The 16,221-nt window shown below is 68.8% G+C and carries 14 protein-coding genes; 9 read left to right on the top strand and 5 right to left on the bottom strand.

What is annotated here, in order from left to right; translation table 11 throughout:
• Positions 1 to 29 precede the first annotated feature (29 nt).
• Together DI276_RS32655 and DI276_RS32650 are read left to right on the top strand one after the other, a co-directional pair.
• The gene (locus DI276_RS32655) at positions 30 to 962 is read left to right on the top strand and encodes an ATP-binding cassette domain-containing protein (RefSeq protein WP_112270539.1); all 933 of its coding nucleotides are present in this window, start codon (positions 30 to 32) and stop codon (positions 960 to 962) included.
• Complete coding sequence (locus tag DI276_RS32650; RefSeq protein ID WP_112270537.1) at positions 952 to 1,665, top strand: ABC transporter permease; 714 nt, start codon at positions 952 to 954, stop codon at positions 1,663 to 1,665. The genes DI276_RS32655 and DI276_RS32650 overlap by 11 nt, the downstream gene beginning before the upstream one ends.
• Here the strand turns inward: DI276_RS32650 and rsmI are convergent.
• Entirely contained in the window at positions 1,657 to 2,502 is an 846-nt protein-coding gene (gene rsmI, locus DI276_RS32645; RefSeq protein WP_112270534.1) for a 16S rRNA (cytidine(1402)-2'-O)-methyltransferase, read from the bottom strand. The genes DI276_RS32650 and rsmI overlap by 9 nt on opposite strands.
• A 24-nt stretch (positions 2,503 to 2,526) precedes the next feature.
• Here rsmI and DI276_RS32640 point away from each other — a divergent pair, with 24 nt between their 5' ends.
• Positions 2,527 to 4,065 carry a dolichyl-phosphate-mannose--protein mannosyltransferase gene (locus tag DI276_RS32640; RefSeq protein ID WP_232837070.1) on the top strand — a complete coding sequence of 513 codons (1,539 nt, stop codon included), beginning with the start codon at positions 2,527 to 2,529 and terminating at the stop codon, positions 4,063 to 4,065.
• On the opposite strand, the gene DI276_RS32635 is transcribed toward DI276_RS32640, so the two are convergent.
• Positions 4,052 to 4,711 (bottom strand): hypothetical protein, encoded by a 660-nt coding sequence (locus DI276_RS32635; protein ID WP_112270532.1) that lies wholly within the window; start codon positions 4,709 to 4,711, stop codon positions 4,052 to 4,054. The genes DI276_RS32640 and DI276_RS32635 overlap by 14 nt on opposite strands.
• A complete protein-coding gene (locus tag DI276_RS32630; RefSeq protein WP_198681045.1) occupies positions 4,701 to 5,222 on the bottom strand; it encodes an RNA polymerase sigma factor in 522 nt (173 codons plus the stop codon). Before DI276_RS32630 ends, DI276_RS32635 begins: the two co-directional genes overlap by 11 nt.
• 64 nt (positions 5,223 to 5,286) lie before the next feature.
• Between DI276_RS32630 and DI276_RS32625 the strand changes: the two genes are divergently transcribed.
• Positions 5,287 to 5,883, top strand: a complete 597-nt coding sequence (locus DI276_RS32625; protein ID WP_157985083.1) for a hypothetical protein — start codon at positions 5,287 to 5,289, stop codon at positions 5,881 to 5,883.
• Between the two features lie 269 nt (positions 5,884 to 6,152).
• Positions 6,153 to 8,270, top strand: coding sequence for an acyltransferase family protein (locus DI276_RS32620; RefSeq protein WP_112270526.1), 2,118 nt, complete (start codon positions 6,153 to 6,155; stop codon positions 8,268 to 8,270).
• A gap of 16 nt (positions 8,271 to 8,286) precedes the next feature.
• Here the strand turns inward: DI276_RS32620 and DI276_RS32615 are convergent, their stop codons facing one another.
• Positions 8,287 to 10,278 carry a serine/threonine-protein kinase gene (locus DI276_RS32615; protein ID WP_232837069.1) on the bottom strand — a complete coding sequence of 664 codons (1,992 nt, stop codon included), beginning with the start codon at positions 10,276 to 10,278 and terminating at the stop codon, positions 8,287 to 8,289.
• Between the two features lie 245 nt (positions 10,279 to 10,523).
• On the opposite strand from DI276_RS32615, the gene DI276_RS32610 reads away from it, so the two are divergent.
• The 4 genes from DI276_RS32610 (at position 10,524) to DI276_RS32595 (ending at position 15,734) form a co-directional block, all read left to right on the top strand.
• On the top strand, positions 10,524 to 11,183 hold the full coding sequence (locus DI276_RS32610) for a Crp/Fnr family transcriptional regulator (RefSeq protein ID WP_198681044.1): 660 nt from the start codon (positions 10,524 to 10,526) through the stop codon (positions 11,181 to 11,183).
• A gap of 84 nt (positions 11,184 to 11,267) precedes the next feature.
• Positions 11,268 to 11,999 carry a hypothetical protein gene (locus DI276_RS32605; protein ID WP_112270522.1) on the top strand — a complete coding sequence of 244 codons (732 nt, stop codon included), beginning with the start codon at positions 11,268 to 11,270 and terminating at the stop codon, positions 11,997 to 11,999.
• Entirely contained in the window at positions 11,996 to 14,023 is a 2,028-nt protein-coding gene (locus DI276_RS32600) for a hypothetical protein (RefSeq protein ID WP_112270520.1), read from the top strand. Before DI276_RS32605 ends, DI276_RS32600 begins: the two co-directional genes overlap by 4 nt.
• Before the next feature lie 79 nt (positions 14,024 to 14,102).
• The gene (locus tag DI276_RS32595) at positions 14,103 to 15,734 is read left to right on the top strand and encodes a restriction endonuclease (protein ID WP_232837068.1); all 1,632 of its coding nucleotides are present in this window, start codon (positions 14,103 to 14,105) and stop codon (positions 15,732 to 15,734) included.
• Here the strand turns inward: DI276_RS32595 and DI276_RS32590 are convergent.
• Positions 15,722 to 16,171 (bottom strand): hypothetical protein, encoded by a 450-nt coding sequence (locus tag DI276_RS32590; protein WP_112270518.1) that lies wholly within the window; start codon positions 16,169 to 16,171, stop codon positions 15,722 to 15,724. The genes DI276_RS32595 and DI276_RS32590 overlap by 13 nt on opposite strands.
• Between the last annotated feature and the right edge of the window lie 50 nt (positions 16,172 to 16,221).

Here is a 16,221-nt window from a genome sequence, read left to right as displayed (position 1 = left end):
AGTCAAAGTTGACTAGAGGGGATCCAGTCATGATCAAGGCACGCGGCCTCGCGCGCCGGTTCACGACGAAGTCCGGCCCGGTGGACGCGGTTCGCGGGGTCGACATCGACGTTGCCGAGGGGGAGCTCGTCGGGTTTCTCGGCCCGAACGGCGCCGGCAAGTCCACGACGTTGCGCATGCTCACGACGCTGCTGCAGCCGACCGCGGGCGAGGCGATCATCGCGGGACACGACCTGCTGACCGACCCGGCCGGCGTACGCCGCAACATCGGATACGTCGGGCAGAAAAACGGTGGCGGTGCCGACCAACGGGTCGGTGACGAGCTGGAGTTCCAGGCCCGCTTCTACGGCCAGTCGAAACACGAGGCCCGGAGGAAGGCCGGTGAGCTGCTCGAACGGTTCGACTTGCTGGGCATGGAGAAGCGCGCGGTCAGCACGCTGTCCGGCGGCCAGCAGCGCCGGCTCGACATCGCGATGGGGCTGCTGCACGACCCGCGGCTGCTGTTCCTCGACGAACCGTCGACCGCGCTCGACCCGCAGAGCCGCCGCAACCTGTGGGACCACATCAAGCAGCTCAGGGCCGACGGCGTCACGGTCTTCCTGACCACGCACTACCTGGACGAGGCCGACTTCCTGAGCGACCGGCTGCTGGTGATCGACCACGGCTCGATCGTCGGCGAGGGCTCGCCGGACGAGCTGAAGAACCGCGTCTCCGGCGACCTGGTCGTGCTCGGCACACCGCAGGCCACCACAGTCGCCACGAAATTCGAAAACGCGGTCGTGGACGGCGAGCAGGTCAGCTTCCGCATCCCGAACGGCGACCGCGCGCTGCCCCAGCTGCTCAAAGACCTCGACCACATCGACGTCGAGCTGCACTCGGTGCAGGTCCACCGGCCGACGCTGGACGACGTCTTCCTGACCATGACCGGCCGCTCACTCCGAGAGGACGCCAATGCTGCGTGACACCTGGCTCGTCTTCGCCCGCGTGATGCTGCCGGTGGTGCGCAACCCCGTCGCGGTGATCTTCGGGCTCGCTCAGCCGTTGCTCTACCTCGGCCTCTTCGGGCCGTTGCTCGGCGACACCGGCTGGCAGTGGTTCGTGCCGGGTCTGCTGGTGCAGATGGCGCTCTTCGGCACCGCCTACGCGGGCTTCTCGCTGCTGCCGGAGGTGCGCACGGGCGTGCTGGAACGGCTGCGGGTCACCCCGGTCAGCCGGGTCGCGCTGCTCGTCGGCAGGGTCGGCAAGGACGTGGTGCTGCTCGTCGTGCAGAGCCTGCTGATCGTGCTCGCCGCGATGCTGTTCGGGTTCCGGGCCGCTCCTGGCGAGATCCTGCTCGGGCTCGGGCTGGTGGCACTGCTGGGCGTCGCCATCGGGTCCGCGTCGTACGCGATCGCGTTGAAGGTGAAGCTGGAGTACGTCTTCGCGTCCGTGCTGTCGGCGACGATCGTGCCGGTGATGCTGCTGTCGGGCGTGCTGCTGCCGATGTCGAACGGCCCGCAGTGGCTCTACTGGTTGTCTCGGGTGAACCCGTTGGCGCACGTCGTCGACGCCGAGCGGTCGATCTTCGCGACCGGCTCGGTGCTCCTCGGCCTGATCTCGGTGTCCGTGCTGGTGCTGGCCGGCGTTTACTACGGCGTCCGCACGTTCAACCGCGAGTCAGCTTGATTTGATTGCGGCGTCGTACAGGGCTTTCTTGCTGATGCCGGCCGCCTCCGCCACCTCGGCGGCGGCCGACTTCAGCCGTTCCCCGTCCGCGACGCGTTGTTTGACCTCGGCGACCAAAGTCTCCAGATCAGGCTTCTCCTCGACAGGAGCAGGGCCGAGCACCACGGTGATCTCGCCGCGTGCGCCTTCCACGGCCCACTCGGCGAGCTCGGCCAACGACCCCCGCACGACCTCTTCGTACTTCTTGGTCAGCTCGCGGCACACGGCGGCGCTGCGGTCCGGTCCAAGCACCTCGACCGCGTCCGCGAGGGTCGCGGCGAGCCGATGGGGTGCCTCGAAGAAGACGACCGTGCGTTGTTCCGTGGCGAGCGGCGCGAACCAACGCTTCCGCTCACCGGACTTGCGCGGCGGGAAGCCGTCGAACGCGAACCGGTCGCTCGGCAGACCGGACACGGCGAGCGCGGTCGTCACGGCGGACGGTCCCGGCAGGCACGTGACCGTGAGGTCCTGCTCGACACACGCGGCCACCAGCCGATAACCGGGATCCGACACGGACGGCATTCCGGCGTCGGTCACGAGCAGCACGGTCTCGCCGTTGTGCAGCGACTCGAGCAGCCCCGGCAGGCGCGCGGTCTCCACCTGGTCGTAGAAGCTGATCACCCGTCCGGATGGCTTGACCTGCAACGCTGCCGCGAGACTGTGCAGCCGCCGGGTGTCCTCCGCGGCGATCACGTCGGCCGTCTCCAACGCCTCGATGAGGCGCGCGGACGCGTCGCGGATGTCCCCGAGAGGAGTGGCTGCCAGGACAAGACGGCCTGAACCGGATACAGGACTCACATCGTTCACCCTACGATCGGCGACGTGACAGTCCTCGTGCAGCCAGGAGAGGCGCCCGTCGTCGTCGAGGAGCCGCCCACGGATCGTGCGGCCGCACTCGACCCGCCTCCGTCCGGAGACCGCATGCGCGGGTGGCTCGTCACGATCGTCGTGACGCTGGTCGGCGCCTTCGTCCGGTTCTGGAACCTCGGGTATCCGACCGACAAGGGCACGCCGATCTTCGACGAGAAGCACTACGTGCCGCAGTCGGCTCAGGTGCTGCGCAACGGCGGCTATGAGGACAACCCCGGCTACGAGCTGATCGTCCACCCGCCGCTCGCCAAGCAGCTCATGGCGATCGGTCAGGACCTCTTCGGCTACGACGGCATCGGCTGGCGGTTCGCCTCCGCGCTCGCGGGTGCGATCACGATCCTGCTGATCGTCCGGATCGCCCGCCGCCTGACCCGCTCGGACCTGCTGGGCGCGCTGGCCGGCGTGCTGCTCATCGCGGACGGCGTCTCGCACGTCCAGTCGCGGATGGGCATGCTCGACATCTTCCTGGCGCTGTTCGTCGTCGGCGCGTTCGGCTGTCTGGTCGTGGACCGCGAACAGGTCCGTGCGCGGCTAGCCGTGGCCGTGCGCGAGGGGTTCGTCAACAACTCCGCGTTCGGTCCGTGGCTGGGCTTCCGCTGGTGGCGCTTCGGTGCGGGCGTGTGCCTCGGTCTGGCGTGCGGCGTCAAGTGGTCGGGCCTCTGGTACATCATCGCGTTCGGGCTGCTGACGGTCGTCTGGAGCGCGCTGGCGCGGCGGGCGGCCGGGGTCGAGGAGCCGTGGCTCGGCGCGCTCGCGAAGGACGTGCTGCCGTCGCTCGGCGGCCTGGTCGCGATCCCGGTGCTGGTCTACGTCGCGACGTGGTTCCCGTGGATGGCCAGCGAGACCGGCATCGACCGGCACGTGGTCGGCGGCAAGGTCCAGGACGTCGGGTACATCCCGGACGTCCTGCAGTCGCTGTGGTTCAACGCCAAGAACGTCTACAAGTTCCACGTCGAGCTGGTCACGTCGTCGACCAACCGGCACCCGTGGGAGTCGAAGCCGTGGACGTGGCCGATGGGCCTGCGTCCGATGCTCTACTACTACGAGAACTCCGTGACGGGTTGCGGTGCGGCGTCGTGCCTCGGCGCGATCATGCTGATCGGCACGCCCGCGATGTGGTGGCTCGCGTTCCCGGTGATCGGCTGGGCGATCTTCCGCTCCATCGGCCGGATGGACTGGCGCTACGCCGGCGTGCTCGTGGCCTACATGGCCGGGCTGCTGCCCTGGTTCCTGAACCTCGACCGGCAGATGTACTTCTTCTACGTCACGCCGATGGCGCCGTTCCTGGTGCTGCTGATCGTGCTGGCGCTGGGCGAGATCCTGGGGCGTCGCGCCGCAGGATCCGAACGACGCGGCACCGGACTGCTCGTCGTGGCGCTCTACGTCGGTCTCGTGGTGGCGAACTTCGTGTGGCTGTGGCCGATCCTGAACGGCAACCCGATCACACCGGAGATGTGGCAGCAGCAGTTGTGGCTGCCTAGCTGGCGCTGATCTCCAGCGCTCGTTCCCTGGTCAGGTCGCCTTCGAGTCGCATGGTGACCTGACCTCGTTGCCAGAGCAGGGTTTGCCCGGCACCGTGTGGTTGTTGATGCCGCCACTGGCCGGTGCGGTCGATGTAGAAGATCGGGTGCGGGAACGGGATCCAGACCTTGTCGCCGATCTGCTCGACGCCCTGGGCGTGGATGAGCTTGCCGAGCGCCGAGCTGATGGTGCCGTCGAACTGGTCGAGCCGCAGGTCGCCGTAGTGCAGCGTGACGAACCGTCCTTCGTGGACGGTGATCTTGTCCGGCCGGCCGAGCTGCTGCGGCAGGTGGATCTCGAACGGCATCTGCTTCCTGGCGTCGTCGAGCGAGACTTCCTGGCTGGGCAACGGAGGCGCGATCGTCGGTGGCGGCTCGCTGCGGAACTCGACACCGGCGAACTCCAGCAGCTGCTGCACACCCGCTCGCACGGCCGGAGACACGGCGAAGGCGATCGCGAACGCCGTCACGGCCGCGACCAGCGCGGCGAGCCAACGGTTTCTGCGGCGCGGGGCGTTGATCCGCGTCAGCACGCTCGCGGTGAGGTCCGGCGGTTCCGGCACGTGGAGCTGCCGGCCGAGATCGCGGAGGGCGGCCTCGATGGCGTCATCGCTCATGGGCCACCTCCTCCAGCATCGGGCGCAGCTTGGCGAGCGCGCGGGACAGTCGTGACTTCACGGTGCCCTTGGCCAGGTTCAACGTCTGCGCGGTCTCGGCCTCGGTCAGGTCGAGCAGGTACCGGCAGGTGACGACCTGACGGTCGTGGTCGGGCAGGCTCTGGACGGCCTGCAGGAGCTTGGTGCGGGTGTCGTCCACGAGCGTGCCCGGGTCGTCGTGGTCGACGGTCTCCGTGATGGTGGCCATCTTGAGCTCCATCAGGTTGCGGCGCCGTCTGCCGCGATGGAGGTTCTTGGTCTCGTTGGCGACGATCTTCAACAGCCACGGCTTGAAGTCGGCGTCTTTCCTGAAGGTGTCGAGCTTGCGGTACGCCTTCACGAACGCCTCCTGCACCACGTCACCGGCGTCCGCACCCGCCCCGAGCAGGTACGCCGTCCGGTGCGCGAGCGCGGTGTACCGGGCGACCAGCTCGCCGTAGGCCGCCTGGTCGCCTGCGATCGCCCGTGCCACCGCGTCGTCCGTGATGCCCTTCCTACACCGGGAACCGCGCCTTGGTTCCCGGTGTATTCGCGTCATGAGGATTCTCGCCTTGATATGTGCGTTCCTGCTGATCAGCGCACCTTCAGCGCATGCGGGCGGCTGGGCGGTCACGTACCTGGACCCGGTGCCGTCGGTCGAGCCGTCCGTCACCCACACCGTCGGGTACTGGGTGCTGCAGCACGGCACCCACCCGTTCACCGGCGACGGCGATCTCGGCAAGACGGGGCTGAGGTTCAAGTCCGGCGCGGACGAACGCATCTTCGTCGGCGTCCCGCTCGGACAGCCCGCGCACTACGCCGTGACGTTCACCCTGCCTGCCGGCAGCTATCAGGTCTTCGGCGTGCAGGGGATGTTCCAGGACCACCCGCTCGGGTCGTTGACCGTGCCGGGCACGTTCCTGATCAAGCCGCCGGACCCGCAGATGGTGCAGGGCACCGTCGAGGGCCCGTGGCCGTGGGAGGAGATCGCGCCGCCGCTCAAGAAGCCCGCGGTCGCGCCTGCTGCCGCGGTGGTGCCGGAAGAGCCTGCTGCGGAGCCGGCGCCGGTGTGGCTCGTCGGGCTCGTGGTGCTGGGCGCGGCCGGGCTGTTCGTGGTGCTGCGCAGGCGGTTGCGGCCGGCTGCGCGAAGGTGAGTGGTGAGGCGATCGGCGGAAACCGCCCCACCACCCTTCGCAGGGCATCGCCTCCGATGCCGAAGCTTTCCGGGTGAACCATCGCGTAGGTCGTTGAACGGTGAACCACCGTTACGGCCCTGACCGCACGTTCACCCGGATCGCCTAGGCGTCCCCCACCAGGCCCGATGAGCTAGCATGCCCGCGCACACACCCGATCGAGGGGCCCGCGAAGGGTTATTTACTCGGCGTCACCGCTCGGGGTCTGACCTGGGGAGTTCACCGCGAGCATGAGCACCAACGTCGAGTCACGCCCGGAGCACGACAGACCGAGCTCGGATGACGGCGGCAAGCCGAAGGCTCCTGGTTTCCGCACCGACATCCAGGCCCTGCGCGCGATCGCCGTGCTGGCCGTCGTGGTGAACCACTTCTGGCCGAACGCGCTGACCGGTGGCTACGTCGGTGTCGACGTCTTCTTCGTCATCTCCGGGTTCCTGATCACCTCGCACCTCGACCGCGAGATCGTCCGCACCGGCCGGGTGCGGCTCGGCCGGTTCTACGCGCGCCGCGTCCGGCGGCTGCTGCCCGCGGCGGTCCTCGTGCTCGCCGTGAGCATCGTCGGCGCCTACTTCCTGCTGCCGTACCCGCGCTGGGCGGCGAACGCGTGGGAGTCCTTCGCCGCCGCCTCGTACTGGGAGAACTGGCGGCTCGCGGCCAAGTCGGTGAACTACTCGGCCCAGAACGAGGCCGCGAGCCTGGTCCAGCACTACTGGTCGCTGTCGGTCGAGGAGCAGTTCTACCTGTTCTGGCCGCTGCTGCTGATGGGCCTGTTCAAGGTCGGCAGGCGGCGCTGGGTGCTGGTGGGCGTCGGCGTGCTCGGCGCGTTGTCGCTGGGCCTGAGCGTCTACTACACGATCGTCTCGCCGAGCGCGGCATACTTCATAACCCCGGTCCGCGTCTGGGAGTTCGCGATCGGTGCGGGCGTGGCGTTGGCGAGCACGCGGCTCGTGCTGCCGCGGGTGGCCGCCGAACTGGCCGCGCTCGCCGGTCTCGCGATGATCATCACGACGGCGTTCGTCTACGACCACCACACGCCGTTCCCCGGCTACCTCGCGCTGGTCCCCGTCGTCGGCACCGCCTTCGTGATCCTCGCGGGCCTGCGTCCCGGCCGGCAGTGGCACACCGCCGTCACGGCGTCCCGGCCCGTGCAGTTCGTGGGCGACATCAGCTACTCGCTGTACCTGTGGCACTGGCCGGTCCTGCTGCTCGCGCCGTTCGCGCTGAGCGGCCTGCTGGACAAGGGCGAGCTCAGCACGCCGTGGCTGCTGGGTCTGCTCGCGCTGTCGCTGGTGCTGGCCTGGCTGTCGAAGGTGCTGATCGAGGACCGCGGCATGTCGTGGGGCCCGTTGACGCGCAGCAGCAAGCTGACGTTTGCGGCCATGACCGCCGGTGTCGTCGTCATCGCGGTCCTCGCGGCCGGGCTGCAGTGGACCTACCAGCGGCATGTCGTGCAGGCCGAGCGGGACGTGGCCGCCGGGCTGAACTCGCCGTGCCTCGGCGCCGGCGCCCTGGTCGGCGCCAACGGCTGCACCGAGCCGTTCGCCCCGGCCAGCTCCACCGCGATGGGCCCGGCGAACGAGTACGGCCGGCACGACCCGATCTGCCGGGGGAACGCGGAGTACAACGCCGACGACACGGTCACGACGGCGACCTGCGACTTCAGCGGCGGGAAGCCCTCAGCGAAGAAGGTGTGGCTGCTCGGCGACTCGCACGCGCAGCAGTGGCAGGAGGCCGTCTACGAGGTGGCCCGCGAACGCAAGTGGGTGCTCAAGACCAGCTACCTGGGTGCCTGCCCGTTCGCGGACGTCCGGATGGTGGAGTTCCGCGGCCAGCCGGTGGCGTCGAAGGATGTCAACCGCTGCGCGAACTGGACGCGGAAGATGACCGACATGATCGCCGCCGACCGGCCGTCGATGGTGCTGACGTCGTTCTTCTCGCGCCGGGAGAAGGTCGACGACAGGAGCGGCCGCAGCCAGACCGACCAGTACCGCGACGGACTGGAACCGCGCTGGCGGAAGTGGACCGACGCGGGCGCCCGCGTCGTCGTGCTCGCCGACCCGCCCTACAACGGCGAGATCCGCTCGCCCGACTGCGTGGCGCTCAACCCTTCGAACCCGCTGGCCTGCACGTCCCCGCGGGCAGAGGCGCAACCGCCGGAGCCGGTGGTCGAGGTCGCCCGCAGCTCGAAGAACCCCGGGGTGTCCGTGGTCGACCTGACCGACTACTTCTGCGACGAGCAGAAGTGCTACGCCGTCGTGGGCAAGGTGCCGGTCTACTACGACCCGGACCACCTCAACGGCGTGTACAGCCGGTCTCTGGCACCGATGCTCGCGAAGGCGCTCGGCTGAGCGCCTTCGCGGTCGCCTACATCGGCATGTGCTTGGTGGGCGGCGGAGTCGGCTTGCTGATGACCCGCGTGACCGGGCCTTCCTTGCTCATCCCCGCCTGGTCGAGGTACTGCGCCAGCTGACCCCGCACCTGCCCGAGCGTCGGACGACGGCCAGGTTCCGGGTCCATCGCCGCGAGCAGCAACCGGGCGTGGACGCTGTTCTGCGGGAGCTTGGTGACGGGTTCGCCCTGGGCGGCGGCCATCAGCGAGGAGATCGGGTTCTCGCGGGAGCCGCGCGGAGGGTGGCCGGTCAGGGCGTAGGAGACCGTCGCGGCCAGCTGCCAGGAGTCCGACGCCGGGGACGCCGTCTCGCCGCGGGCCGTTTCCGGGGCGAGGAAGTCCGGCGTGCCGACCATCATGCCGGTGGCCGTGAGGGTGCTGTCGCCCTTGGAGCGGGCGATGCCGAAGTCGATCAGGTGCGCGGTGCCCTGGCCGTCGACGATCACGTTGGACGGCTTCACGTCGCGGTGCAGCACGCCGCGTTCGTGGGCCGCGGCCAGCGCGTCGGCCATGTTCAGCCAGAGGCGGGCGGCGAGCTTGTCGTCGATCAGGCCGTTCTTCAGCACCGTCTCGGACAGCGACGCGCCCTCGATGTACTCCATGACCAGGGCGAGGCCGTCCGGGTCCTGGACGATGTCGAACACCCGCACGCAGTTGGGGTGCCGGACCGCGGCCAGCGCACGGGCCTCGCGGAGCATGCGCGCCTCGGTCTCGTTGTCCGGGGCGTGCGCGAGCTTCACCGCCACGGTGCGGTCGAGCTGCTCGTCGACGGCCAGCCAGACCGTGCCGAAGCCGCCGGAGCCGAGCTGGCGGACGCGGCGGAACCGGCCGTTGCCGGGGTTCCAGACCTTGCCCGACTTCTGCACCGGCGCGGGTGCGTCGGCGTTCGCGGCACCAGGACCGAACGGCAGCGGGCCCGGCGTGTCGGCGAGGACGGCAGGCTGGGACGGCTGTGGCTGCGGGGGCTTGGGCTGCTGGAGCACCTCGGCGACGCGGGTCGGCGGGTACTGCCCTGGAGGAGGCGGCGGAGGCTGGTTGACCGGGCGCATCGGCCGGTTCATCGGCGCCGGCTGGTACTTCGGCACCTGAGCCGGCTGGTACGGCGGCGGGTTCTGCCCCGGTGGCGGCTGGTGCTGCGCGGCCGTGATCGGCTTGGTCGGCGCCTTCTTCTGCGGCTGGCCCGCAGGCAGCTGGTTGTTCTGAGGCTGCGGCGTGCGCGCCACCGGCTGCGGTGGCGGCGGGTTCTGCGAGTTCCGGTCCTGAGACCGGTCGCGGCCGGGGCGGTTCAGCATGGCGGTAGTCAACCCGAAAATCCGCACGACGATTGAGCCGATTACCGCAATCGGCAGAAAGCCCAGGAGCACATGGCCCACAAGTGTCACGGGCTGTGCCGACGTGGCTGCGAGCAGCACCAGGAACGGCGGCCAGAACACCCGGCGCGGCCAGCTCGGCCCGAGCCGGAACGCCGAACCGGCCTGCAACATCACGAACAGCAGGCAGAGCAGCGCGAGCACGACCGTGATCGCGGCCGCGATCAGGAACACGACCGACTTACCGGGCTGCTGGATCACGCTGAGGATCGACGGCGTGCTGTCGACCAGGTAGTCGCCCTGCCGCAGCTGACCGAAGCAGGTGGCGTCGTCGAGCGAGCTGGAGCCGGAGATCGTCCGCCGCTGCAGCCCCTGCACGGTGCCGCGCATGATCAACCAGGGCAGCACCAGGCAGCTGGCGACGCCGAGCACGGCGAAGATCGCACCCGTCACCGCGCCGTAGGAGTTGCCGACGATCCGGCGCACCGCGATGGACAGCAGCGCCCCTACCGTGGGAAACAATCCGAGCACCGCGCCGAGCGCTGTGGTGGTCCACACCCAGTCACCGGGGCAGACACTCGCGCCCACGAAGCCGTGCAGCCACGTGAGCAAGGACTCCGCGAGCCCCACGACCCACACCACCCCTTCCGCGATCACCCCCAGCCTAGGCGCCCTGTCAGCCTACGGTGCGTGATTGGTCTGCGGTTGACGCCACAGCAACCCTTTCCTTGATCACCGCGTTGTACCTCCGTCCCCGCGGGCTCTGCCAGGGTGTACGCCCATGAGCACCCCTGCCCCGTTGGCCACTACAACGCTCCCGTGCCCGGTCCTGTTGACCGCCACCACCGTTGATGTCGGTCCGCGGCCGGGAACCGTCACGCTCGTGGGCACGGTCCGCACGAATGGATGACTTGTCGGCCGACCGGGGGCGCGCCGCGTTGCGCTCGGGTAGAAAGCCGCGCCCGTTCCGCCGAGGCCAGCACCTGATCACCGCCGGCACGCCCAGCGAGGAGGTGCTGCTGCTCGAGTCCGGCCTGGTCAAGGTGGTGCTGCCGACCGCAGACAGCCGTGAGCCGATCACCGGCCTCTACGGCCCCGGCGACCTGCTCGGCGAGATCGGCGTGACCAGCGGCGCTCCCCGCAGCGCACACGTGATCGCGTTGGTCGCCGGTACCGCGCTGCACGTGGCGGGCCGCCACTTCCTGGCCCTGCGCGACGACGACCCGGACGTCCGGCGGCTGGTCGACGAGACGTGGCGCAAACGGCAGCGCAAAGCCGACGAGAACCACCTGCGCCAGATGCGCACCGGTGCCGCGCGGGTGGCGATGTGCCTGCTGTCCTGGGCCCGCGAGTTCGGCGTCGAGGTCGGCTCCGGCCTCGAGCTGCGCGGGGTGAGCCAGCAGGACCTGGCCCACACCGTCGCGATGTCGGTGAAGACCGTCGAACCTGTCCTGCACGCGCTGCGCGACCGGGGCATGCTGGAGACGGGCCGGCTCTGGTACCGCCTGCCCGCGCCGGACCGTCTTGGCCAATTCATTGCCATTTCCGATGGCATGAACTGACCACTTGTTCCCCCTGATTTCCGGGTAACCGCACCGGCGCGAACCAGCAGACTCGCAGTCTTCCGTGGAATAAGGAGGCAGCGAGTGAACCCCGTTCCGCAGCACCGCGCGTTGCTCGGCGTCGACGTCATCGGCTCGGCACAGCTACCCGGCTACCTGATGAACGCCGTCCCCGCCACGATCTCCGAGCTGGTCGGCGCCGCCCTCACGCAGAGCGGGATCAAGCCCGACGACGTGCTCTCCCTCGAGTCGCCGGGCGACGGCGCGCTGATGGTGCTGCCGAGCGGCAAACTGGGCGAGGTCCTCGACGCCGCCGTGCTCCTCGACCAGCTCACCACGGACCACAACCGTTGGCGCAAACCAGAAGTACGCCTGCGCGCCGCCGTCCACGTCGGCCCGGTCGGCGACGACGACGGCTTCTACCGCGCCCGCATCACCCACACCCGGCTGCTGGACGCGCCGGAGTTCAAGGACCTGCTGAAGCGCTGCCACGAGGAAGGCGCAGAGGACACCGCGAACACCGCGCTGATCGTCTCCTCCGAAGCCCTCGACACGGCGTTCAGCGGCGACCACACGCGGGTGGCACGGCGCAGCGACTTCGCCTCTCTTCCCGTGGCGCACAAGGAATACCGGCACGAGGCCTGGGTCCGCGTGCCGGGCTTCGACCCGCGCAGCCTGGCCGGGTTCACGGGTGCCGCCGACGCTCCGGAGCCCGCAGCGAGCGTTCAGAACTTGGTGCAGCACGGGGACATGAACGGCGTCCAGACGGGCTCGGTCAGCGGTGGCTTGAACTACTACGGGGGTCGACGGCGATGAGCGAGGCCAAGGAAGCCACACCGGCGCAGGCGACCGACGAGAAGCCGCAACCGTCGGCGGAAACATCGCCGCTGTCACCGAACGAAGCCCGATACCTGCCGCAGAAGAAGAACGTCACGAACGGCGAGATGCACGGCATCCAGGCCGGGGACGTGACCGGTGACATCAACTACTACGCCTCTGTCACCGAAGAAAAGGCCGACCTGATCGTTCGCTACGCGGCGCCACAGGACATCGAGGACGTGCGGACGGAGTTCGTGCTTCCGGGTGGCTTCGCGGCCGCGGTGAGCATCCTGCGCAGGGAGAGCGTGGTCGTGCTGTGCGGCGAGGGAACAGGCCGTACGTTCACCGCCCGCCGCATGCTCGTGGACGAACTCAAGATCACGAAGATCGCCGACATGAACCGGTCCCGCACGCTCGGCACCATTCGCGAGCCGGAACTGGAGCCGGACACCGCCCTGGTCCTCGATCTGCGCGGCACCCGCGACCGACCGTTCACCGATCTGGACTTCACCCAGTGCCTCCGCGTGGTGAAGGACGCGGGCTGCCGGCTCGTGATCCTGCTCGACCACCTCTTCCAGACCCCGGACAGCGCGTCGAAGCACGCCGTCGCGCTGACCGCACCCCCGGCGGTCGAGGTGGCTCTGGCCACGCTTCGTCGCCGCGGCCACGTGGACGGGCCCGTGCAGCTCACGATCAAGGAGGACCTCGCGGCAGCCCTGGAAGACGCGTCACCCGACAAGGCAGTGCGTGCCGCCGACCTCGCCGTGCAGGTCCACGAGGACGGGCTCGACGTCGCCGAGGCGATCACGTCGCTGAAGGAGGAGGTCACCGACGCTGTCGCGCGCTGGTTCGAGAAGCTGGACGTGCGCGGCCACGCGTACTCGTTCGCGGTGGCCGTGCTGGAGAACCAGCCGGTCGAGCACGTCTGGCAGCGCGCCCTGGCGCTGGATCAGCACATCAGGAAGGCGCGCCTGCCGAAGGACGGCAAACTGCGCCCGCGCTGCGTGTTGGTCCAGCCGTCGGACCAGACGCTGCGTGAGATCAAGGCGAAGGTCGAAAGGCGCGCCCACCCGAAGCACAAGGACCTCGAAGAGGAGACCATCCGGTTCGAGCGGCACGACTGGGCGCGCGGCGTGTTCATGCACATGTGGCGGCAGTACCCGGCCGCACAGGAGATCCTCCGGGACTGGATGTGCGAGGACGCCACGTTCGACAGCTTCCAAGAGGAGAGCGTCAAGGCCATCTGCGACGTCGTGCGGACAGTCCCGGCGCACGAGCCGTTGGCGATCATCGAGAACCTGGCCTCCCAGCGCCTGTACGGCCGGCGAGCCCTGGCCGCGCGGGCGATGGAAGTGCTGATGGACGACGACGTCGTGCGCCCGCTCGTCGAGAAGACCGTCGAGAGGTGGACGAAGTACGGCAACGCGTACGAGAAGTGGACGGTGGCGCGGATCTACTCGTCGGAGTTCGGCCGACGCGACCTCGCCGCGTCCCTGGTGAAGCTGACCGAGATCGGCAAGTCCGACAAGTACACACCGCAGAACGCCGTGGTGTTCGGCGTGTTGTCGATGCTGGCCACCAAGAAGATCCGCGGCATCGCCCTCGAGACCGTGGTGTCGTGGACCGGCGCCAGGTACCGCCGCACCGGCCTGCAGCCGATCACACTCGCGCTGGGCCTGTGGGTGATCGGGTTCTACGAGCACAGCCGCGACTACTTCATCGAGTTCGCCGAGGCGTTCCCGAAGCAGGTCAAGGACCTGTTCAAGCACGTGCTGGCCGATCCCGAGTTCGGTGAGCTGCTGCTGGAGCACCTGGGCGAGCTGGCCCTGCACGCCAGGTGGGACGCTCAGAAAGCAGCCGAGCTCGTCCGGCTGACCCGGCTGATCGCTCCCGACCTGACGTGGTGGCGGCGCCGGGACGCCGTCGAGGCGGTCTGCTTCCAGCACCCGATCAAGCGGTCGGAGATCCAGCGGATCTTCCGGATCGCGCGGAAGGTGCAGAAGAAGGCTCAGCCGTCGTAGATCTCGTGGCCCTCGACGAGTCGTTCGCGTTCGCAGAAACATACGAACGCGAACGACATTTCCACTATCGTCACGTTACGTGGCCAGACGGAAACGCGGCTTCTTCGCCGAACTGCAGCATCAGCAGAACGAACGGCAACGACTGCAAGCTCGTGCTCAGCGTGAGCACGAACGTCTGGTCAACCAGGCGATCCGGGAGCAGGAGCGGCAGCACAAGCAGAACGCTCGAGCTCACGCTGAGTTGCAGAAAGCGCAGAAGGCGCAACACGTCGAGCAGAAGATCGCCGAGGCTGCTGCACTGACCGCCTCGGTGCAGGGCAGGGTCGCGGCGTTCAAGTCCGTGCTGGCCAACGGGGTTCCTCGCATCGCTCAGATCGCGTTCGAAACGCTGCGCGTCGACCCGGCGTTCCCCGCTTTCCAGCCCGGCCAGCTCGCCCAGCCGATCCCACCACCCCAATGGGCACAGTTCGCCCCGCCCGAACCGACCAGCCTGATGGCCAAGATGTTCGGTGCTTCGAAGCAGCATCAGCACTTGGTGCAGCAACGCCAAGCCGACTACCAACAGGCCTGCGCTCGCCACGCGGACAGGGAGCAGGAGAGGCAGCGCGCGCTGGCCGATGCGCAGCGGAGCCACGACGAACGCAGCCGAGCTCATCAAGCCAGAGCCGAGCAGGCCAACGCCGAGGTCGACCGGTTGGAACAGGGCTTCGTCGCGAGACAGGCCGAGGCGGTCGAGGACTACTTCGAGCTGGTCATCGAGTCGTCACCGGTTCCGGAAGACGTGCCGGTCGACGTCGAGGTCGCTTACCAGACCGAGGCGCACAGGCTCTACGTCATCCGCGAACTTCCGACGGTGGACATCATCCCCGAGGTCCTGGAGTACAAGTACGTTCGCACGCGAGACGAAACTGACGCGAAAGCGCGCCCGGTCAAGGAGATCCGGCAGCTCTACGCGGACCTCGTCGCGCAGTTGGTGCTGCTCACAATGCGCGACGTGTTCGAAGTCCAGCCCAGCGACCTCGTGCACGAAGTCGCTGTCAACGGGCACGTGTCGACGCGGAACAAGGCAACCGGGCAGCCCGAACGTCCTTGCCTCGTGAGTGTGACGGCCACGCGCGAGCAGTTCGACCAGTTGGTGCTGACCGAGCTGAACGCGATCAACTGCCTGCGCCATCTCAACGCGCTCGTCTCCCCGCACCCCCACGACATGGAGGCAGTGCGGCCGATCTTCGATCCGGACCTGTCCAAGTACCGGTTCATCGACGAGATCGACATCGCGGCCGGACTCGACGGCAGGCCAGTGCTGGTCGACCTCACACCCACCGAGTTCGAGCATCTCGTGCGCCAACTGTTCGAGGCGACCGGCATGCAGTCCTGGGTGACGCAAGCGTCACGGGACGACGGCGTGGACGCGGTCGCCGTGAACCCTGACCCGCTCATCGGCGGGCTGTGCATCGTGCAGGCGAAGCGCTATCGCAAAACCGTTCCCATCAACGACGTACGTGCGCTCGCAGGCACGATGGACGACAAACGTGCAGGGCGTGGCGTGCTCGTCACGACCTCGTGGTTCGGCAAACAGGCGCACGACTTCGCCGCGCGACACGGCCGCATCCAGCTGATCGAAGGTCCCGAGCTCAAGCACCTGCTCGCCGAGCACCTGGGTCTCGACGTGATCATCGGCAGTCAGAAGGGCAAGGCTCAGCCGTCGTAGATCTCGTGGTCCGCCTGCGTCCGCGCGCCGCCCTCGCCCGCCGACCCGCTCGACGACTTCGCGGCCGGGTCCGGCGCCACCGGCAGGTCACCGAGGCCGGCGAGGTGGTCGACGGTCCACAGGTGCCGCGCGGCCGGGTTCGGCTCGCGGAAGGAGTCGCCGAAGCCGTACGTGGCGACGTGGGCGTTCTGGACGCCGTAGAGCTCCACGGTGAGCTGGGAGCCGAGCATGCCCTTCTCGCCGGGGGCGCAGACGAGTTCCAGGCGGACGCGGATCCACTGCGGGACGGTCGACGGGTCCGCTTCCAGCTCGGCCGAGACCGCCGTGCAGGAGGTGCCGTGCGCGCGGGCCACGAAGACAGCGCGGAAGACGACGAGCTCACCGGCCGTGCAGCCGGTGAGAACGCGTGCTTCTACTGCTGTGTCGGTCGAGGTCACTACAGGACGGGCGGCCGCGCACCTCGCGGTCGGGGATGCGGTCGAGGCCG

The organism is Lentzea terrae, from assembly GCF_003265345.1.
GTDB classification, from domain to species: Bacteria; Actinomycetota; Actinomycetes; order Mycobacteriales; family Pseudonocardiaceae; genus Lentzea; species Lentzea terrae.
This window is presented reverse-complemented; position numbering and strand designations above follow the sequence as displayed.